Genomic DNA, 17,241 nt, shown 5'->3' with positions numbered 1-17,241 from the left:
GCGGTCTCCTGTCCTCGGGGCGCGCCGCCCCCAATCCAACGGTTGCTGGATTGTAGGGGGAACAATGGCCGGATGACCATGCCTCGCCGCCGGCCGGGCCGGCCCCGCCGCGACGACCAGCGGCCGACCCGTGACCTGGTGCTCGCCGCCGCCACCGCGCTGTTCGCCGAGCGGGGCTTCGACGCGGTCAGCGTCCGCGACGTCGCCGCCGCCGCCGGAGTGGACGCGGCCACCGTCGTGCACCACACCGGCACCAAGGCGCAGCTCTACGACGCCTGCTTCGCCCGCGTGTTCAGCGCCGAACGGGAGGTCATCGAGGCGGCCGGGGAACGCGCCCGGACGGCCCTGTCGGCCGGGCCGCGCGACGCGCTGCGGGCGCTGCACGACCTGGTGGACGTGTTCGTCGACTTCCTGGAGGACCGGCCGGAGACGACCGCGCTGTGGCTGCGCCGCTGGCTGGAGCCGCAGCGGCACGGCGAACTGGACCGCCGCTACGCCGCGCCGTTGTACGGGCTGGTCGAGGAGTTGCTGGTGGCCGCGGCCGGTGCCGGCGCGCTGACCGAGCCGACGCCGCACGTGACGGTGCGTTCCCTGGTCTGGGCGGTGCACGGGCACGTGGTGGCGCTCGCCGCCGGGGCCGGCTCCGGTGCCCGGGAGCGGCGCGAGTTCCGGGCGTTCGTACACCGCTTCCTCGACGCGCTGTACCGGGCCGATCCGGGAGACGCCCGCCCTTGACGCCGGCCCGCGCTCCGGGGATTATCCATCAGTCGTTGGATTAAGGGGGCGGGTATGGCCACACCGAGGGTCGCTGTCGTCGGCGCCGGAGCCGCCGGACTGGCCACACTCAAGGCGCTGGCCGACGCCGGCGTCCCGGCCGTCGCGTTCGAGACGGCGGACACGCTCGGTGGCCTCTGGGTGTACGGCGCACCCGGCTCGCCCGCGTACCGGACGCTGCACCTGAACACCAGCAAGGGGCGTACCGAGTTCGCCGACCACCCGATGCCGACCGACTGGCCGGACTACCCCGACCACACGCGCGTCGCGGGCTACCTCGGCGACTACGCCGACCGGTTCGGGCTGCGCGAGGCGGTACGGCTGCGCCACACCGTCGAGCGGGTCACCCGCACCGGCGACGGCTGGCGGGTGCGGGCCACCGGCCCGGACGGCCCGGTCGATGTCGACGTCGAGGCGGTGGTGGTCGCCAACGGGCACAACCGGGTGCCGAAGCGGCCCGAGCCGTACCCGGGCGAGTGCACCGCCGAGCAGATGCACAGCCACGACTACCGCGGCCCGGAGCAGCTCGCCGGGCGCCGGGTCCTCGTCGTCGGCGGCGGCAACTCCGCCATGGACATCGCCGTCGACGCCTCGTACGCCGCCACGCGCACGCTGCTGTCGTTGCGCCGCGGCGTGTGGGTGGTGCCCAAGTACCTGCTGGGCCGCCCGTCGGACACGCTCAACGGCGCGCTGGCCCGCCGGCTGCCGTGGCGGCTGCGCCAGCGGATCAGCCAGACCATGATCACCACAGCGGTCGGGCCGCCCACCCGGTACGGGCTACCCGCACCGGCGCACGGCTTCCTCCAGGACCACCCGACGCTGTCCGACGCGCTGCTGTCCCGGCTCACCCACGGCGACATCCAGGCGCGGCCCGGCATCGCCCGCTTCGACGGCGACCGGGTCGAGTTCACCGACGGCCGCCACGACGAGGTCGACCTGGTCGTCTGGTGCACCGGCTACCGCGTCGAGATGCCGTTCCTCGACCCGGCGCTGCTCGGCGACGGCGCGGACCGGCTGCCGCTGTACCGGCACGTGTTCCACCTGGACGCCCCCGGGCTGGCGTTCGTCGGGCTGATGCAGTCCACCGGCGCGGCGTTCCCCCTGGTCGAGGCGCAGGCCCGGCTGGTGGCCGCGCGGCTGGCCGGCACCTGGGCGCCACCGGATCCGGCCCGTCAGGCCGCCGCCTGCCGCGAGGAGCTGCGCGCCGCCACCGCCCGGTGGGGGCAGCGCCGCCCGCACATGCGCGTCGACTTCGACGTCTACCTGGCCGAGCTGGGCCGCGAACTGGCCGCCGGCCGTCGCCGCGCCGGAGCGGGACGATGAGCGCGGCAGGCCGGAACCCGGCCGCCGGAGCAGGCGCTCTGGCCGGACGGCGGGTGCTGGTCACCGGTGCCCGGGGTACGTTCGGGCAGCATCTGGGCGCCGCGCTCACCGCCGCCGGCGCCCACGTGGTCGGGCTTGACCTGCACGCCGACCCCGATGCCACCCCTGCGGTGCTCGGCGTCGACCTGACCGACCCGGCCGCGACGCCACCGGCGGTGGCCGCCGCGATCGACCGGCTCGGCGGGCTGGACCTGCTCGTCAACAACGCCGGTGTCGGCGGGCCCGCACCCGCCGAGCTGCCGCCGGACGAGGTGGTACGCCGCCAGATCGAGGTGAACCTGCTCGCCGCCTGGCGGACCACCGCCGCCGCGATGCCGGCCCTGGAGGCGGCCCGCGGGCGGGTGATCTTCGTGGCCAGCCGGATGGCGGTGCTGCCGCTGCCGCTCGCCGCCGCGTACGGGGTCAGCAAGCGGGCGCTCGTCGCGTACGCCGACGCGCTGCGCCACGAGGTCGGCACCCACGTCGGCGTCAGCGTCGTCTACCCCAGCATGGTCGCGTCCCCGATCCACGACAGCACCGTGGCGGCCGGGCTGTCGCTGAACGGAGTGTCCCGTCCGGAACCGGTCGAGGGGGTGGTGGCCGCGATCCTGCGCGCCGCCACGGCCCGGCGCGCACCACGGGACGTGGCCACCACCCGGCGCGGACGGATCGAACTGGCGCTGGCCCGGCACGCACCCGCGCTGGCCGACCGGATGGTGCGCCGTACCGTCGCCGGCAGGTTGGCCGCCGGGGACCTGGACGGTGCGGCGCTGGCCGAGGGCATGGTCCGGCGGCACCGGCAGGACCGCCGGTAGCCTGCTCGCCATGGCCGTCTCGCCCTACATCGCCCGGCTGCGCCGCCACGTCGGCCACGACCTGCTCATGCTGTACGGCGTCAGCGGCGTGGTCACCGACGACGCGGGACGGGTGCTGCTGGCCCGCCGGGGCGACAACGGCCGCTGGTCGATCCCGGCCGGCACCGTCGACCCGGGCGAGCAACCGGCCGACGCGCTGGTGCGCGAGGTCCACGAGGAGACCGGCGTCACCGTGGCGATCGACCGGCTCGCCGGTGTCGCCACCCACCCGGTGGTCTACCCCAACGGCGACGCCTGCGAATACCTGAACATCTGGTTCCGCTGCCGGGCCATCGGCGGGGCGCCGGCCGCCGACGGCGACGAGTCGCTGGCGGTGGCCTGGTTCGCCCCGGACGCGCTGCCCGCCCTGGACGACTGGGCGCGGCTGCGGATCGGCACCGCGCTGACCGAGGACGCCCCGCCCTGGTACGCCGCGCCGGGGCAGAGCCACCCGGCGCTGCGCCAGCCCGACAACCTCTAGCCGAACGCCATCTCGCACGGCCGGTCCGGGGCCAGATCCACCGCACGGTGGCCGCCGGGCGCGTGCACCACCACGCGCTGCGCCACCGGCGACACCAGCCGCGCCCGGATCAGGCCGGGCGCCCAGGTCAGCTCCTCGACGGTGACCCGGCCCCGGCAGGTGACGCCGCGCAGCGTCCCGGCGGGCAGGCCCGGCAGCGGCGCGGGCAATAGCCGCAGCGTCCCTGGCCGGGACTGCACGAGCGACTCGATCAGCACCGCCGGCAGCGCGTGCGCGGCGTCGGCGTTGTACGTCCTCCGGCCCGGGTTGTGCGCGCTCATCAGCGACCGGAAGAACATGTCCGCGCCGACGATCTTGCGCAGGTTCGCCGCGACCAGGTCGCCGTCGCGCAGCCGCGCCGCCGCGAGCGCCCGGTGCAGGCTGCCGTGTGCGGACATGTTCTCGTCGCCGCGCAGCGTCAGCGCCCGGTGCGCGGCGGCGGCCAGCTCCGGTGTGTCGTCCGGATCGATCTCGTGCAGCGGCCACACCGGATACAGGTGGCTGACGTGCCTGTGGTCCTCGTCGCCGGTGCTGCCGGGCCACGCCCACTCGGCGAGCGCGCCGCGCCCGTCGACCAGGTAGCCGGGCGGCCGCACCCCGGCCCACCGGTCCTCGCCTGTGACCTCGGCGGCCAGCCGCAGCGCGTGCCGGGCGGCGGCGACGTCCATGGTGGCGTTGACTGCGACCGGCGCGGTCCGGCCGGTGTCGTCGTACGGGCCGGTCTCCGGCGAGTACGACGGCACCAGCGTCGGCTGCCCGTCCACATCGGTCAGCACGTCGGCGAAGAAGTCCGCCACCTCGGCCAGCCAGCCGGCCACCTCACCCAGCGGCTCACCGGTGACCAGGTGGTGTTCGTGCAGCGGATGCAGCAGCCAGTCCGCGCCGGCGAGCCACGCGGTGAACGGCCAGTCGGGGTGTACGTGGAACAGGTGCCCGTGCTCGCCGTCGGTGCGGCTGGGCGCGAGCAGCCCGCGCGCCCCGTACACGGCCCGGGCGTTGGCGCGCCAGTGGTCCACCTGCGCGGCGACCAGCCGGGCGTGCGCGGCCGTCACCTCCGGCAGCGCGCCCACGTTCGCGCCGGCGAGTTGCAGGTTCAGGTTCGCGTCGGTGGTGAAGTCACCGGCCCACGCGGCGTTCCAGGAGCCCAGCCAGAGCCCGGTCAGCCGGGGCGGCAGCACCCCGCTGGCGCTGAACAGCAGGTACCGGCCGGAGTGGAACAGCCGTTCCAGCAGCGCCGGGTCCAGCCGGTCCGGCGCGGCGGCCTGCCGGGCCAGCAGCTCACCCACTGGTAGCGCCCGGTCGGCGGCGGGCACGCCGAGGTCCAGGCCGACCCGGGTGTACGGGCCGCGATGGCGCGGCACGTGCCGGGCCAGCAGCGCGTCGTAGTCCCCGGCCGCCGCGGCGAGCCGCTGCTCCGATGCCCGGGTCCGCCAGGGCGGCGCGTCGGGCCGGTCGACGAGCGTGGTGAGCAGCGCCGGTCCGCGTACGCGTACCCGGTCGCCGTCGACGCTCACGTCGCCGCGCAGCAGCGTGAGCCCTTCGAACCCGTACGCCCCGCCGGCAGCCGGGTAGCGGGCACGGACCCGCAGGAACACCAGACCGTCACGGCCGTACGCGGCCTGCTCGTACACCACGTCGGCCGGTTTGCCGGGTAGCTCACCCGTCGCCCCGACGACGCAGTCGCCCTGGTCGAGGTGCAGCACCGCGACACCGTCGGCGCGGGAGGCGAAGCAGCGCCGCCGCCCGCCCGACCACTCGACGGTCACCTCCCCGGTGGTGAAGTCGGTGTGGCGCCGGTAGTCGCGTACCGGGCCGGGCGGCGCGTCGACGGTCAGCGCGTACCCGGGGTGGAACGACTGGGTCCACTCCAGCTCCCGGCCGCCGGTGAGCAGCCGGGCGGCCTCGGCGCGGCGTCCGGCGAGCACCAGCGCGCGGATGTGCGGCATCCGGCCGGCCAGCTCGGGCGCGCGGGCGTCCCGGGTGCCGTTGGGCAGGACGAGCCGGTGATGATTGACCACGATCCGCTCGGCGTACGGCTGCCCGTGGACCATCAGGCCCAGCTCACCGTTGCCGGTGAGGAACGCGTCGGTCCAGTCGGCGGCCGGGGCGGTGTCGTGGATGCGGTGCGCCGTCACCGGCCGGCGCTGGTGTCCCGCACGGTGAGGTGCGGTTCCAGCAGCGTCACCTCCGGCACCGCCTCGCCGCTCAACCGCCGCATCAGCAGCGCCACCGCCTGCCGGCCGACCTCCTCGGCGGGCACCGGTACGCAGGTGAGCCCGGACTGCTCGGCCAGCTCGTCCGGGCAGATCGCGACCACCGACACGTCGCGGGGCACCCGGCGGCCCAGCAGCGGCAGCGTGGCGAGCACCGGCCCGACCGCCGACTCGTTCTGCACCACCAGCCCGGTGACGTCCGGGTGGTCGGCGAGCAGCGCCTCCAGGTCGCGGCGCACCGCAGCCGGTCCCTCCTCGCAAGGCCGGGTCACCGCGTCGACGCCGAGCCGCTCGGCGGCGGCGCGTACCCCGGCGCGGGTGCGGTGGGCGAACCCGGTGCCCCGGTCGTAGACCGCGGCGGGCGCGCCGAGCAGCGCGATCCGCCGGTGCCCGGCGGCGGCCAGGTGTTCCACGCACAGCTCACCGGCGCGCCGGAAGTCGAGGTCCACGCAGGCCAGCCCGGTGCTGTCGGCGGGGTGCCCGATCAGGACGCCGGGTAGCGCCAGCTCCCGCAGCAGCGGCACCCGGGAGTCCTCCAGCTCCACGTCCATCAGCAGCACGCCGTCGACGAGCGCGCTGCCGGCGATGCGGTGCAGCCCGGCCGGGCCCTCGTCGGCGGTGACCAGCAGCACGTCGTGGTCGTAGCGGCGGGCGGTGGTGACCACGGCGGTGGCGAAGCGCATCACCACCGGCACCTGCATGCCGGTACGCAGCGGCAGCACCAGCGCGATCACGTTCGCCTTGCGGCTGGCCAGCGCGCGGGCCCCGGCGTGCGGGTGGTAGCCCAGCGCGCGGACGCTGGCGAGCACCCGCACGCGGGTGGTGGCCGAGATGGTGCGTTTGCCGCTCAGCACGTACGACACCGTGCTGGCCGCCACCCCGGCGTGCCGGGCCACGTCGGCGATGGTGACCTGCTCACCGGGGGTCCGCCCGTTCACCGGGCCGCCCCGGAGCGGGAGCCCGCCGGCTCGGCGGTCGCGTCGCCACCGGTCACCGTCAGCGCGCCGGCCAGCCGGATGTCCCGCGCGGACCGGCCGACCAGCACCGAGTGGACCGCGTCCTCCACCACCATCGCGGCCCTGGTCTCGTCCCACCAGGCCAGGTCGGCGGTACGCAGGCACAGCGTCACCCGGGCGGCGCAGCCCGGGTCGAGCGTGACGCGGGCGAAGTCGCGCAACTGCCGCAGCGGCTGCTTGACCCGGGAGCGCCGCTGCCGGGTGTAGAGCTGCACGACCTCGGTGCCCGGGCGGCGGCCCGTGTTGGTGACCTCGACGCTCACCTCCACCTCCTCGCCGGCACGCGCCGCGGCGGTGCTAAACCGAAGGTCAGCGTAGTCGAACTCGGCGTAGCTGAGCCCGTGCCCGAACGGGTACAGCGGCTCACCCCGGTGGTAGAGGTAGGTGGTGTCGGCGCCGATGACGTCGTAGTCGAGCAGGTCGGGCAGTTCGGCGGCGTCGGCGTACCAGGTCTGGGTGAGCCGCCCGCCCGGGTCGGCGGCGCCGAGCAGCACGTCCGCCAGCCCGTTGCCGTGTTCCTGTCCACCGTGGGCGCTCCACAGCACCGCCGGCAGGTGCTCCTGCGCCCAGCCGGCCGCGTACGGGTAGCTGCTGGTCAGCGCCAGCACGGTACGCGGGTTCGCGGCGTGCACGGCCCGCAGCAGCTCCGCCTGGCCGGTGGGCAGCGCCAGGTCGGCGCGGTCCTCGGTCTCCCGGCCGTTGACCATCGGGTGGTTGCCGAGCACCACCACGGCCACGTCGGCGGCGGCGGCGAGCGCGGCGGCGTCGGCGGCCCCGTCGGCGAGGAGCGTCACGGTGAACGCGGCCGGGTCGCCGGTGGCGACGCTCAGCCGTCCGTCCGGTGTGACGCCGACGTGCCGTCCGGTGGCCAGGTGGTGCAGCAGCGCGGAGCCGTCGGGCCGGTGGTGCAGGCGGAACGTCTCGTGGACCACCCAGCCGCCCGGTCCGTCGCGGTCGGCCACCAGGGCACCGGTGTCGTCGGCGCCGACGTACCGGCCGGTGTCCACGGCGCGCAGCGCCACCACGTCCTGCCCCCAGTCGACCACCTCGAACTCGGTCGCGGTGTCGCCGAGCGCCAGCGGGCCGTCGCCGTCGAGGCGTACCGCGCGGTCGCCGGCGTGCAGCGTGATCCGGTCCGTGCCGGGGTGGGTGGTCACCTCGGGCAGCCGTCCGAGCAGCCCGGCGTACGCGCTGATCGTGTACGGCGGGGTGCCGCTGTACCAGTCGGTGAGCACGGCGTCGGCGAGCGGGCCGAGCACCGCGACGCGGGTGCCGGGGCGCAGCGGCAGCAGGCCGTCGTTGCGCAGCAGCACGACCGACTGGCGGGCGGCCTCGCGGGCGAGTTCGCGGTGGGCGAGGCTGTCGAGGGTGTGGGGCGGTACGTCGTCGTGGGGATCGGGGTCCAGGTCGCCCAGGCGGGACCGGACGGACAGGATCCGCCGCACCGCCCGGTCCACGTGGGAGGGCTCGATCAGCCCGCGCGCCAACGCCTCGGTGAGACGCTCCACTGTGGGGGTGCTGTCCTCTTCGTCCTCGGTGAAGCTGTCGATCCCGGCGCGCAGCGCGGCGGCGAAGCCGGCCACGTGGTCGGGCAGGTACTCCTGCACTCCGGCGATGTTGCCGACCGCTCCGGCGTCGCCGACCACCATGATCTCGTCGTCGGCGTAGCCGCGCAGCTCGCCCTCGATCAGCGGGCTCAGGTGCGCCGGTACGCCGTCGACCAGGTTGTACGACGCCATCACGGCCACCGCCGCGCCGGCGGCCAGCGGGGCGCGGAACGCCGGCAGCTCGTACTCGTGCAGCACCCGCGGCGGCAGGTCGCTGGAGGTGGTGGCCCGGTCGGTCTCGTTGTTGTAGCCGAGGAAGTGCTTGAGCGTCGGCGCGGTGCGCAGCCGGATCGGGTGGTCGCCGCGCAACCCGAGCGCGTACGCGGTGGCCAGCTCGCCGGTCAGCCACGGGTCCTCGGACCAGCCCTCCTCGTTGCGTCCCCATCGGGGGTCGCGCAGCGGGTTGACCACCGGCGCCCACACGTTGAGGCCGACGCGGTCCGGGTCGGCCCGGTGTTTGACCCGCACCTCGTCGCCGACGGCGGCACCGACCGCCCGGATGAGATCCGGGTTCCAGCTCGCGGCGAGACCGATCGCCTGCGGGAAGACGGTGGCGGTGCCGAGCCACGCGACGCCGTGCAGCGCCTCGGTGCCGGTGCGGAAGGCGCGCAGGCCGAGCCGCGGCACCGGTGCCTGCCACTGGTGCAGCAGGCCGAGCTTCTCCGGGAGGGTGAGCCGGGCCAGCAGGTCGTCGAGACGGTGGGGGACGGGGTCGGTCATGGCGGGCGCCTCCGGTCGGCGTTCGGGCCGCCGCTCGTCCGTCGAAGCGCTTCGACGGACGAGCCGGTGATGCGGCGACGCGTACGCGAAAAAGGGGTGGTGGTGGGGTCGGCGGTGTCGGCCCGGAGCGGTGGTGAAGCGCTTCGACAACCGCCGAAAAACACGCCGCTTCGCAGGTTGCCCGGTCCCGGAACGCGGCGCTACCGAGGTTGACACCTTCCGGCGGGTGCGGTCAAGGGGTCATCCGGCGGGCAGGCGTCCCGCCTCCACTGTGGCGAGTGCGGCGGTGGCGCCGCCCAGCGCACCGGCGGCCGAGCCGAGCGTGCTGGCCTCCAGCCGCACCCCGGGCGGGACCGGTGTGCGGGCGGCGAGTTCGGCGTGGGCGGCCGGCAGCAGCCACGGCGCGAGCGCCGCCAGGTGCCCGCCGACCACCACCACCTCCGGGTCGAGCAGTCCGGACAGGACCGACACGGCCTGCCCGAGCAGCCGGCCGATCTCGGTCAGCCCGGTCCGTACCGGCTCCTCGCCGGCTCGGGCCAGGGCCTGGATCCGTTCGATCTCCGGCAGGTGGTCGGTGACCGGCCCGTCGCCGGGTAGCAGGCGGCCGATCACCGCGTCCACGCCGAGCAGCGCGGTGAGGCAGCCGCGCCGCCCGCAGTCGCAGGGCGGGCCGTCCGCGGCGAGGGGCAGGTGCCCGATCTCGCCCGCGAAGCCCCGGCCGCCGCGCAGCAGCCGGCCGCCGCTGATCAGGCCCGCACCGATCGACGGGCCACCGGTCAGGTGGATCAGGTCGGCCGTGGCGGCGTACGGACCGTGCCGCCGCTCGGCCAGCACGGCGAGGTTGGCCTCGGTGTCGACGGCGACCGGGAAGCCGGGGTCGCGCAGCGCGCGGCGCACCGACGCGGCCAGCGGCACGCCGCGCCAGCCCAGCGCGGGGGCAACCGGCACGTCGCCGTCGGGGTTCACCAGCCCCGGCACGGCCACGGTCAGGCCCAGCACCGTGCGGTCCGCGCCGACCCGGGTGACGGCGCGCCGGACCAGCGCGACGAGCGCCTTCACCGTCTCCTCGGGGCCGGCGGTGGCGGCGGGGAATGCGCGCCGCCAGGTGAGCACCGGGTCGCCGCCGAGGCCGGCGGCGACCGCGACCATTTCGTCCGCGCCGACGCGCAGGCCGAGCCCGACGTAGCGGGAGCCGTCGAGGACGAGCATGGTGGCCGGGCGGCCGACGCGGTTCTCGGTCAGCCCGGTCTCACGCAGCAGGCCGTGCTCGATCAGCTCGGCGACCAGGCTGGAGACGGTGGCCTTGTTCAGCCCGGTGCGCGCGGCGACGTCGGCCCGGGAGCAGGGGGCGTGCCGGCGCACGTGCCGGAGCACCGCGGCCCGGTTGGTCACCCGCACGTCGCCGAGGTCGGCCGTCGGCCGGTCGATGCTGATCACGTACTGCCCGCCTCCTGCGCCCGGCCGTGGGTTCGGCTACAGCTTAAACTAAATAGGCGCGATTCCGGCCGGGTGGGCCCGGCCCGGGAACCACGGCGCGAACGGCGTGACCGGGATCGGCTCGCCGTCGAGCACCACCCGGCGCGGCGGGTCCGTCCCGACCACGCTCACCTGCCGTACGTCGAGCGGCCCGTCCACCCGGACGCGCAGCGTGTCGCCGTCGCGCACGGCGGTGATCGTGGTGTCGCCGTCGGGGTCCCGCACCACGCTCACGCCGTCGACGCCGCCCCAGGCCACCAGCGTCACGTCCCGGAACGGGCCGGTCCCGGCCGTCGCCGCGGGCGCCACCGTGGGGATCAGCGCGCCGTGGCGCACGTACAGCGGGAGCCGGTCCAGCGGCACGCTCACCCGCAGGTGCCGGCCGCCGGGGTGCCGCTGCCCGGTGTACGCGTCCAGCCAGTCGTCGCCCACCGGCAGGTACACGGCGCGTTCGCCGGAGGGGTCGAGCACCGGCGCCACCAGCAGATCGGGGCCGAGGCGGTACTGCAGGTCGGTGGTCCAGGCGACCGGGTCGTCCGGGGTGTCGACGAGCAGCGCCCGCATCATCGGGCCGCCGGTGCGGGCGCTCGCCACGGCCGCCGACCAGAGGTACGGCAGCAGCCGGTAGCGCAGCCGCAACGCGTCCACCGCGTGCCGTTCCGCCTCGGGCGGGAACTCCCACGGCAGGCGGCTGGTGGTGCCGTGCAGCCGCACCAGCGGGGACAGCGCGCCGAACTGGGTCCAGCGCACATACAGGTCCGGCTCGGGCGTGCCGTGGAAGCCGCCGGTGTCGTGGCTCCAGAACGGCACCCCGGACAGCCCGTGGGACAGGCCGCCGCGCAGCGTGCTGGCCATGCCGGGCCAGGTGGCGTTGACGTCGCCGCTCCACTGGGCGCTGTGCCGCTGCCCGCCCAGGTACGACGAGCGCGCCCACACGGTGCGGTGCCCGGCCACCTCCTCGGTGACGTCGGCGACCGCGTCGTTGAACAGCAGCGCGTACACGTTGTGCAGTTCCACGCCGGTCATGCCGTTGTGGGCGAGCGCGTCGGCGGGTACGCCCTCGGCGAAGTCGGTCTTGAACACCGCGACGCCCTGCGCCAGCAGCGGCCGCAGCAGGCCCTGGAACCAGCGCACCGCGGCCGGGTTGGTGAGGTCCACGATGGCGCCCGCCGGGTAGCTGCCGTGCCAGGTGTCGGCGACGTACGTGCCGCCGTCGGGGTGCCGCAGGAAGAACCCGGCGGCCTCGGCCTCGGCGTAGAGCGGGCTGCCGGTCATCAGGTACGGGTTCATCCACAGGCACACCCGGAAGCCCTGCTCGGTGAGGTCCTTGAGCATGCCGTCCGGGTCGGGGAAGGCGTCGGTGTCCCAGCGCAGGTCCGACCAGTGCCCGGCGACCTGCCAGTAGCAATCCAGGTGCAGCACGTCGCAGGGGACGTACCGCTCGCGGAGGCGCCGGGCCCGCTCCAGCACCCGCTGCTGGCTGTCCGGGAAGAAGCCGGACGAGATCCACGCGCCGAACGCCCACCGCGGCGGCAGGTACGGCCGCCCGGTCAGCGCGTCGAGCCGGTCGAGGACCCGCTCCGGGGCGGGTCCGGCGAGCACGTAGTAGTCGAGCAGGTCGTCCGGGACGAGGATCTGCACGCTGCTGTGGGTGCTCGCGCACACGTCGAACTGCACCGGCAGCCCGCTGTCGACAAGCACGCCGTAGCCCCGGTCGGACAGGTAGAACGGCACGTTCTTGTGCGACCGGTCGGACTCCCCGCCGAAGGCGTCGAAGTTCCACATCAGCGGCCGCTGGCCGCGCTTGTCCAGCGGCGTGAACTTCTCACCGAAGCCGGCGAACCGTTCGTCGCCCGGCGCCACGAAGCTCTCGTGCCAGGCGACCGGCTCGCCGTCGACTGTGGAGCGGCCCAGCGGCAGCGTCCGGCGCCGGCCGCTGATGTCCCGGGTACCGGCGTCGGAGGCGAGCAGCAGCCGCCCGTCCGGGGTGCGGAAGCACAGCTCCCACGGGTCCAGGCGCACCTCGGCGACCACGCCGCCGGCACCGACGCGCACGTGCGTGCCGTCGACGGTCACGGTGGCCGGGTGCGGTTGCGGGTGGACCAGCGTCAGCGCGGCTGCGGACCGGCTGCGGACCGAGAGGTCGTCGGCGAGGCGTACCCGGATGATCCCGTCCCCGGCGGCCTCGATGCGCGCGACGAGCGTGCGGCCGGACGCGCAGGTCGCGGTGAGCGTGACCCCGTGCGCGTCGGTCCCGGCCACAGTGGCCCGCAGCACGTCGTCGGCGCCCTCCTCGCCGGGGGCGCGGACCGGCAGGTCGGGCGGGTCGGCCACGAACGTCTCGTACGGGACCAGCGGCGGGCGGTACGGCATGGGCGTCTCCTCGCGGCGTCCACGGGCGGTCCCGCCAGTTTCTTTGGAAGCCCAACTAACTGTCAATGATCGACGCCATTGACTTTCCTTCTCACCTGTTCCTATTTTGGCCGGGATGACAACTAAAGCGCCGTGGGACGACGGTCCGCTCTGCTACGGCGGGGACTGGAACCCGGAACAGTGGCCGCCCGAGGTGTGGCGCGAGGACGTCGCCCTGATGCGCGCCGCCGGGGTCAACCTCGTCACGGTCGGGGTGTTCGCCTGGTCCCGGCTGGAACCCTCGCCCGGCCGGTACACGCTCGACTGGCTCGACCGCGTGCTGGACCTGCTGCACTCGGCCGGCATCCGGGCCGCCCTGGCCACCCCCACCGCGTCGCCGCCGCCGTGGTTCTCGCTGCGCCACCCGGACGCGCTGCCGGTCACCGCCGACGGCGTCCGCCTGACCCACGGCAGCCGCGACACCTACTGCGCCGCCGCGCCCGCGTACCGCGACGCCGCGCGGAGCATCGCCGAGGTGCTGGCCGCCCGGTACTCGCACCACCCGGCGCTGGCGCTGTGGCACGTGCACAACGAGTACGGCACCACCTGCCACTGCCCGCACACCGAGGCGGCGTTCCGCCGCTGGCTGGCCACCCGGTACGGCGACCTCGACGCGCTCAACGACGCCTGGGTCACCAGCTTCTGGAGCCAGCACTACTCCGGCTGGGCGCAGATCGGCACGCCCCGCGCCACGCAATATCTCGCCAACCCCGGCCAGCTGCTCGACTTCCGCCGCTTCTGGTCCGACACGCTGCTGTCCGCGTACACCGAGCAGCGGGACCTGCTGCGCGCGGCGAACCCGGCGCTGCCGGTCACCACCAACTACGTGCTCGGCGACTGGGTGCCCGTCGACCACGCCCGCTGGGCGCGCGAGGTCGACCTGGTCGCGGTCGACCACTACCCGTCCGCGACCGGTGCCGGCGCGGAGGAGCAGACCGCGTTCGCCGCCGACCTCGCCCGTGGCTGGGCCCGTCACGGCACCGGGCGGCCGTGGCTGCTGATGGAGAGCGCCCCCAACCAGATCCACACCGCCGGGCGGATGCACACCAAGGAGCCCGGCCGGATGACCCGGCACAGCCTTGCCCACGTCGCACGCGGCTCCGCCGGGGTGATGTTCTTCCAGTGGCGCGCCCCGGCCGGCGGCGCGGAACGCTTCCACTCCGCGGTGGTGTCGCACGCCGGCGCGGACACCCGCGTGTTCCGCGAGGCCGCCGACCTGGGCGCCGCGCTGGCCCGGCTCGCCGGGACCGCGCCGGGCCGCGTCGAGGCGGCGGTGGCCATCGCGTACGACGCGGCGAGCGGCTGGGCGTTGCGGCACCCGGGGATGCCCCGCGACGGGCTCGACCACCCCGGCGAGGCGGCCGCCGCCCACCGGGCCCTCTGGCACGCGGACGTCACCGCCGACGTGGTGCCGCCCGGCGCCCCGCTCGACGGTTGCCGGCTGCTCGTGCTCCCCGCTCTCTACCTGGCGTCGGACGCCACAGTCGACTGGGTACGCCGGCACGTCCACGCCGGCGGGCACCTGCTGGTGACCTGGCTCAGCGGCGTCGCCGACGAGCACGGCCGGGTACGCCTCGGCGGCTACCCGGGCGCGTACCGGGACCTGCTCGGCGTGCGGGTGGAGGAGTTCCACCCCCTCGCCGACGACGAACACGTGCCGCTGAGCGGCGGCGGGACCGGCCGGATCTGGTCGGAGACGGTGCACCCGGCCGGCGCCGAGACCGTCAGCGCGTACGCCGGGGGAGTGCTGGACGGGCGGCCCGCGATCACCCGGCACCGCGTCGGCGACGCGTACGCCTGGTACGTCTCCACCCGCCTCGACGACGACACGTACCGGCACCTGCTCACCGAGGCAACAGGGCTCGCGGGTGTGACACCCACCTGTCCGGGCGCGCCGCCGGGTGTCGAGGCGGTACGCCGCGACGACGGCCTGCTCTACCTGCTCAACCACACCGACGAACCGCAGCGGGTGCCGGCCGCGGGGTGCGAGATGCTCACCGGCGCGACGGTCGACGGCGTGGTGACGGTGGCGCCGGGTGGCGTGGCGGTGGTACGCGAGGAGGTCCCGTGACACCGCCCCGGAGGCGGTAGCGGGCTGACGGCGTGGCGCGTACCCCGGTCAGGGGGTGGCGACGGCGGCGCGGGAGCGGTCGGCGGCGATCCGCACCGCGAGCGCCGCCAGCACGGTGCCCATCACCCAGCGCTGCAGACGCGCCCAGCCCGGGCGGCGGGTGAGGAACGCCGACACCGAGCCGGCGCTGAGCACGATCAGCGCGTTCACGGTGAGCGCGACGACGATCTGGGTCAGGCCGAGCAGCAGGCTCTGCACCGCGACGTGCCCGCGCGCCGGGTCGACGAACTGCGGCAGCAGCGACACGTACAGGATGGCGATCTTCGGGTTGAGCAGGTTGGTGACCAGCCCCATGGTGAACAGGCGCCGGGGCCGGTCCGGCGGCAGCGGCGTCGGGGTGAACGCCGACGTGCCACCGGGGCGCAGCGTCCGCCAGGCCAGCCACAGCAGGTACGCCGCACCGGCCAGCTTCACCGCCGTGTACAGCGGCGGGACCAGCACGAACACGGTGGCGATGCCGGCCACCGCTGCGGTCAGGTAGACCAGGAAACCGGCCGCCACACCGAGCAGCGACACCAGCCCGGCCCGCCGGCCCTGGGTCACCGACCGGGACACCAGGTAGACCATGTTCGGCCCGGGCGTGAGCACCAGACCGAGCGCCACCAGGCCGATTCCCATCACCGCACCGACAGTGACCACGCTGCCTCCCCGTTCCCCGCCCGTGCACCGGACCCTACGCCCACGCACCCCCGCCCCGCTCCCGCTTTGTCCCCGCCCCCCTTTGTTCCCCGGCGATCATGAGGTTGGCGGCGACAAATCGGTCGCCGACAGCAGTCAACTTCATGATCGCCGGAGGCTGCGGCGGGCGCTCGGGGCGCCGCAGGGGTCGGCGTCGGACGCGGTGGCGGTGATACTTGTCGCATGTCGATCGTGCTGTCCGCGCCGGCCACCGCGACCGCGCCCGCCCTGCTGCTGCGCCCGTGGCGCGACGGCGACGCCGACGCGCTGATCGAGGCGTACCGGGATCCGGTGCTGCGGGCCTGGACCAGGCATCCGGTGACCGGCCCGGCGCAGGCGCGGCTGTTCCTGCGCCGCAGCCACCAGGGGTGGGCCGCCGGGCACCGGTTCATGTTCGCGGTGCTGGAGGAGGATCGGGTGGCGGCCTGCGTCGTGCTCAAGGACGTCCGCCCGGGCCGCCCGGCCGCCGAGGTCGGCTACTGGACGGCCGCGCCGGCGCGCGGCCGTGGCGTCGCGCCGCGAGCGGTGGAGGCGGTCACCGCGTGGGCGTTCGCCCGGTTCGCCGCCGCCGGGCTGACCCACCTGGAGCTGCTGCACCAGGTCGACAATCCGGCCTCCTGCCGGGTGGCGGAGAAGAGCGGGTACGCCTTCGCCGAGGTGCTGCCGGCCCGCGCGCCCTTCCCCCGGGACGGCCACCGTCACGTCCGGCACCTGGCCTGACCCGGGGCCGGCCCGCGGCCGCGGTCAGGAGCCGAGCAGACGCAGCAGCAGCCGTGGCTCACCCGGCCACGCGTCGAGCAGCACCAGCACCGCCCAGCTCACGATCAGACCGACCGTCGCCACCCCGAGACCGATGAGCCAGTCGCGCACGCCGACACCCCTTTCCGTACCCGGGGCACGCTACGCGGCGGCCCCGCCCGGCGCCCGGGAACAGCCCGGCCCCGCGCGACGCTGACTCTTGTCGGACGGTGGCGGTTATCGTGGGTACGGGAGGTGACGGCGGTGACGACAGGCTGGGAGGCCGCGGTCGAGGCGCAGATCCGCTCGGCCCAGGAACGCGGCGAGTTCGACAACCTGCCGGGCGCGGGCAAGCCCATCCCGGGGCGCGACATGCCCTACGACGAGGGCTGGTGGATCCGCAGCTTCATGGAGCGCGAGCAGATCCCGTCCGACCTGCTGCTGCCCACACCGTTGCAGCTGCGCCGCCGCATCGAACAGCTTCCGGCCGAGCTGCGCGACCTGCCCACCGAGGACGCCGTCCGCTCGTACGTGGCCGCACTCAACACCGAGGTGGTGGCCTGGCTGCGTACCCCGACCGGGCCACGCGTGGTGGTCCGCCCGGTCAACGTCGAGGAGGCGGTACGCCGCTGGCGCGCCGACCGGGAACGCGCCGCGCCGGTCGTCACGGCGCCGGAGCCGCAGCGCGCCACGTCAGCCCGCCCGCGCCGTCGTCGGCGCTGGTGGCGCCGCTGAGAGCG

General features: G+C 75.4%; 14 protein-coding genes. 7 read left to right on the top strand and 7 right to left on the bottom strand.

Annotated elements, in window-relative coordinates:
* Positions 1-78: 78 nt before the first annotated feature.
* The 4 genes from O7604_RS24040 to O7604_RS24025 are packed head-to-tail and all read left to right on the top strand — an operon-like array spanning position 79 to position 3,471.
* Complete coding sequence (locus O7604_RS24040) at positions 79-735, top strand: TetR/AcrR family transcriptional regulator (RefSeq protein WP_348651012.1); 657 nt, start codon at positions 79-81, stop codon at positions 733-735.
* Positions 736-789: 54 nt separating this feature from the next.
* Positions 790-2,097 carry an NAD(P)-binding domain-containing protein gene (locus O7604_RS24035; RefSeq protein ID WP_281577863.1) on the top strand — a complete coding sequence of 436 codons (1,308 nt, stop codon included), beginning with the start codon at positions 790-792 and terminating at the stop codon, positions 2,095-2,097.
* Complete coding sequence (locus O7604_RS24030) at positions 2,094-2,951, top strand: SDR family NAD(P)-dependent oxidoreductase (RefSeq protein ID WP_281577862.1); 858 nt, start codon at positions 2,094-2,096, stop codon at positions 2,949-2,951. Before O7604_RS24035 ends, O7604_RS24030 begins: the two co-directional genes overlap by 4 nt.
* 10 nt (positions 2,952-2,961) lie before the next feature.
* Positions 2,962-3,471 (top strand): NUDIX domain-containing protein, encoded by a 510-nt coding sequence (locus O7604_RS24025; protein ID WP_281577861.1) that lies wholly within the window; start codon positions 2,962-2,964, stop codon positions 3,469-3,471.
* Here O7604_RS24025 and O7604_RS24020 read toward each other — a convergent pair.
* The 5 genes from O7604_RS24020 to O7604_RS24000 form a co-directional block, all read right to left on the bottom strand.
* Positions 3,468-5,645 carry a glycoside hydrolase family 95 protein gene (locus tag O7604_RS24020; protein ID WP_281577860.1) on the bottom strand — a complete coding sequence of 726 codons (2,178 nt, stop codon included), beginning with the start codon at positions 5,643-5,645 and terminating at the stop codon, positions 3,468-3,470. The genes O7604_RS24025 and O7604_RS24020 overlap by 4 nt on opposite strands.
* Complete coding sequence (locus O7604_RS24015; protein WP_281577859.1) at positions 5,642-6,661, bottom strand: LacI family DNA-binding transcriptional regulator; 1,020 nt, start codon at positions 6,659-6,661, stop codon at positions 5,642-5,644. Before O7604_RS24015 ends, O7604_RS24020 begins: the two co-directional genes overlap by 4 nt.
* Positions 6,658-9,066, bottom strand: coding sequence for a glycoside hydrolase family 3 C-terminal domain-containing protein (locus O7604_RS24010; RefSeq protein WP_281577858.1), 2,409 nt, complete (start codon positions 9,064-9,066; stop codon positions 6,658-6,660). The genes O7604_RS24015 and O7604_RS24010 overlap by 4 nt, the downstream gene beginning before the upstream one ends.
* A gap of 240 nt (positions 9,067-9,306) precedes the next feature.
* Entirely contained in the window at positions 9,307-10,503 is a 1,197-nt protein-coding gene (locus O7604_RS24005) for an ROK family transcriptional regulator (protein WP_269706194.1), read from the bottom strand.
* A gap of 48 nt (positions 10,504-10,551) precedes the next feature.
* A complete protein-coding gene (locus O7604_RS24000) occupies positions 10,552-12,915 on the bottom strand; it encodes a TIM-barrel domain-containing protein (protein ID WP_269706192.1) in 2,364 nt (787 codons plus the stop codon).
* A 115-nt stretch (positions 12,916-13,030) separates the two neighbouring features.
* Between O7604_RS24000 and O7604_RS23995 the strand changes: the two genes are divergently transcribed.
* Positions 13,031-15,025: a beta-galactosidase gene (locus tag O7604_RS23995; protein ID WP_269706190.1), complete on the top strand. Its 1,995-nt coding sequence runs from the start codon at positions 13,031-13,033 to the stop codon at positions 15,023-15,025.
* 48 nt (positions 15,026-15,073) lie between these two features.
* Here the strand turns inward: O7604_RS23995 and O7604_RS23990 are convergent, their stop codons facing one another.
* Positions 15,074-15,724 (bottom strand): LysE family translocator, encoded by a 651-nt coding sequence (locus O7604_RS23990; protein ID WP_269706188.1) that lies wholly within the window; start codon positions 15,722-15,724, stop codon positions 15,074-15,076.
* A gap of 222 nt (positions 15,725-15,946) precedes the next feature.
* Between O7604_RS23990 and O7604_RS23985 the strand changes: the two genes are divergently transcribed.
* Entirely contained in the window at positions 15,947-16,483 is a 537-nt protein-coding gene (locus tag O7604_RS23985; RefSeq protein WP_281577857.1) for a GNAT family N-acetyltransferase, read from the top strand.
* 24 nt (positions 16,484-16,507) lie between these two features.
* On the opposite strand, the gene O7604_RS23980 is transcribed toward O7604_RS23985, so the two are convergent.
* Positions 16,508-16,633, bottom strand: a complete 126-nt coding sequence (locus O7604_RS23980; protein WP_281577856.1) for a hypothetical protein — start codon at positions 16,631-16,633, stop codon at positions 16,508-16,510.
* Positions 16,634-16,765: 132 nt separating this feature from the next.
* On the opposite strand from O7604_RS23980, the gene O7604_RS23975 reads away from it, so the two are divergent.
* Positions 16,766-17,236, top strand: a complete 471-nt coding sequence (locus tag O7604_RS23975; RefSeq protein WP_269706182.1) for a DUF1992 domain-containing protein — start codon at positions 16,766-16,768, stop codon at positions 17,234-17,236.
* Positions 17,237-17,241: the final 5 nt, after the last annotated feature.

The organism is Micromonospora sp. WMMA1947 (assembly GCF_027497355.1).
Classification (GTDB): domain Bacteria; phylum Actinomycetota; class Actinomycetes; order Mycobacteriales; family Micromonosporaceae; genus Micromonospora.
The sequence above is the reverse complement of the archived record's forward strand: the minus strand, read 5'-3'. Positions and strand labels throughout refer to the sequence as shown.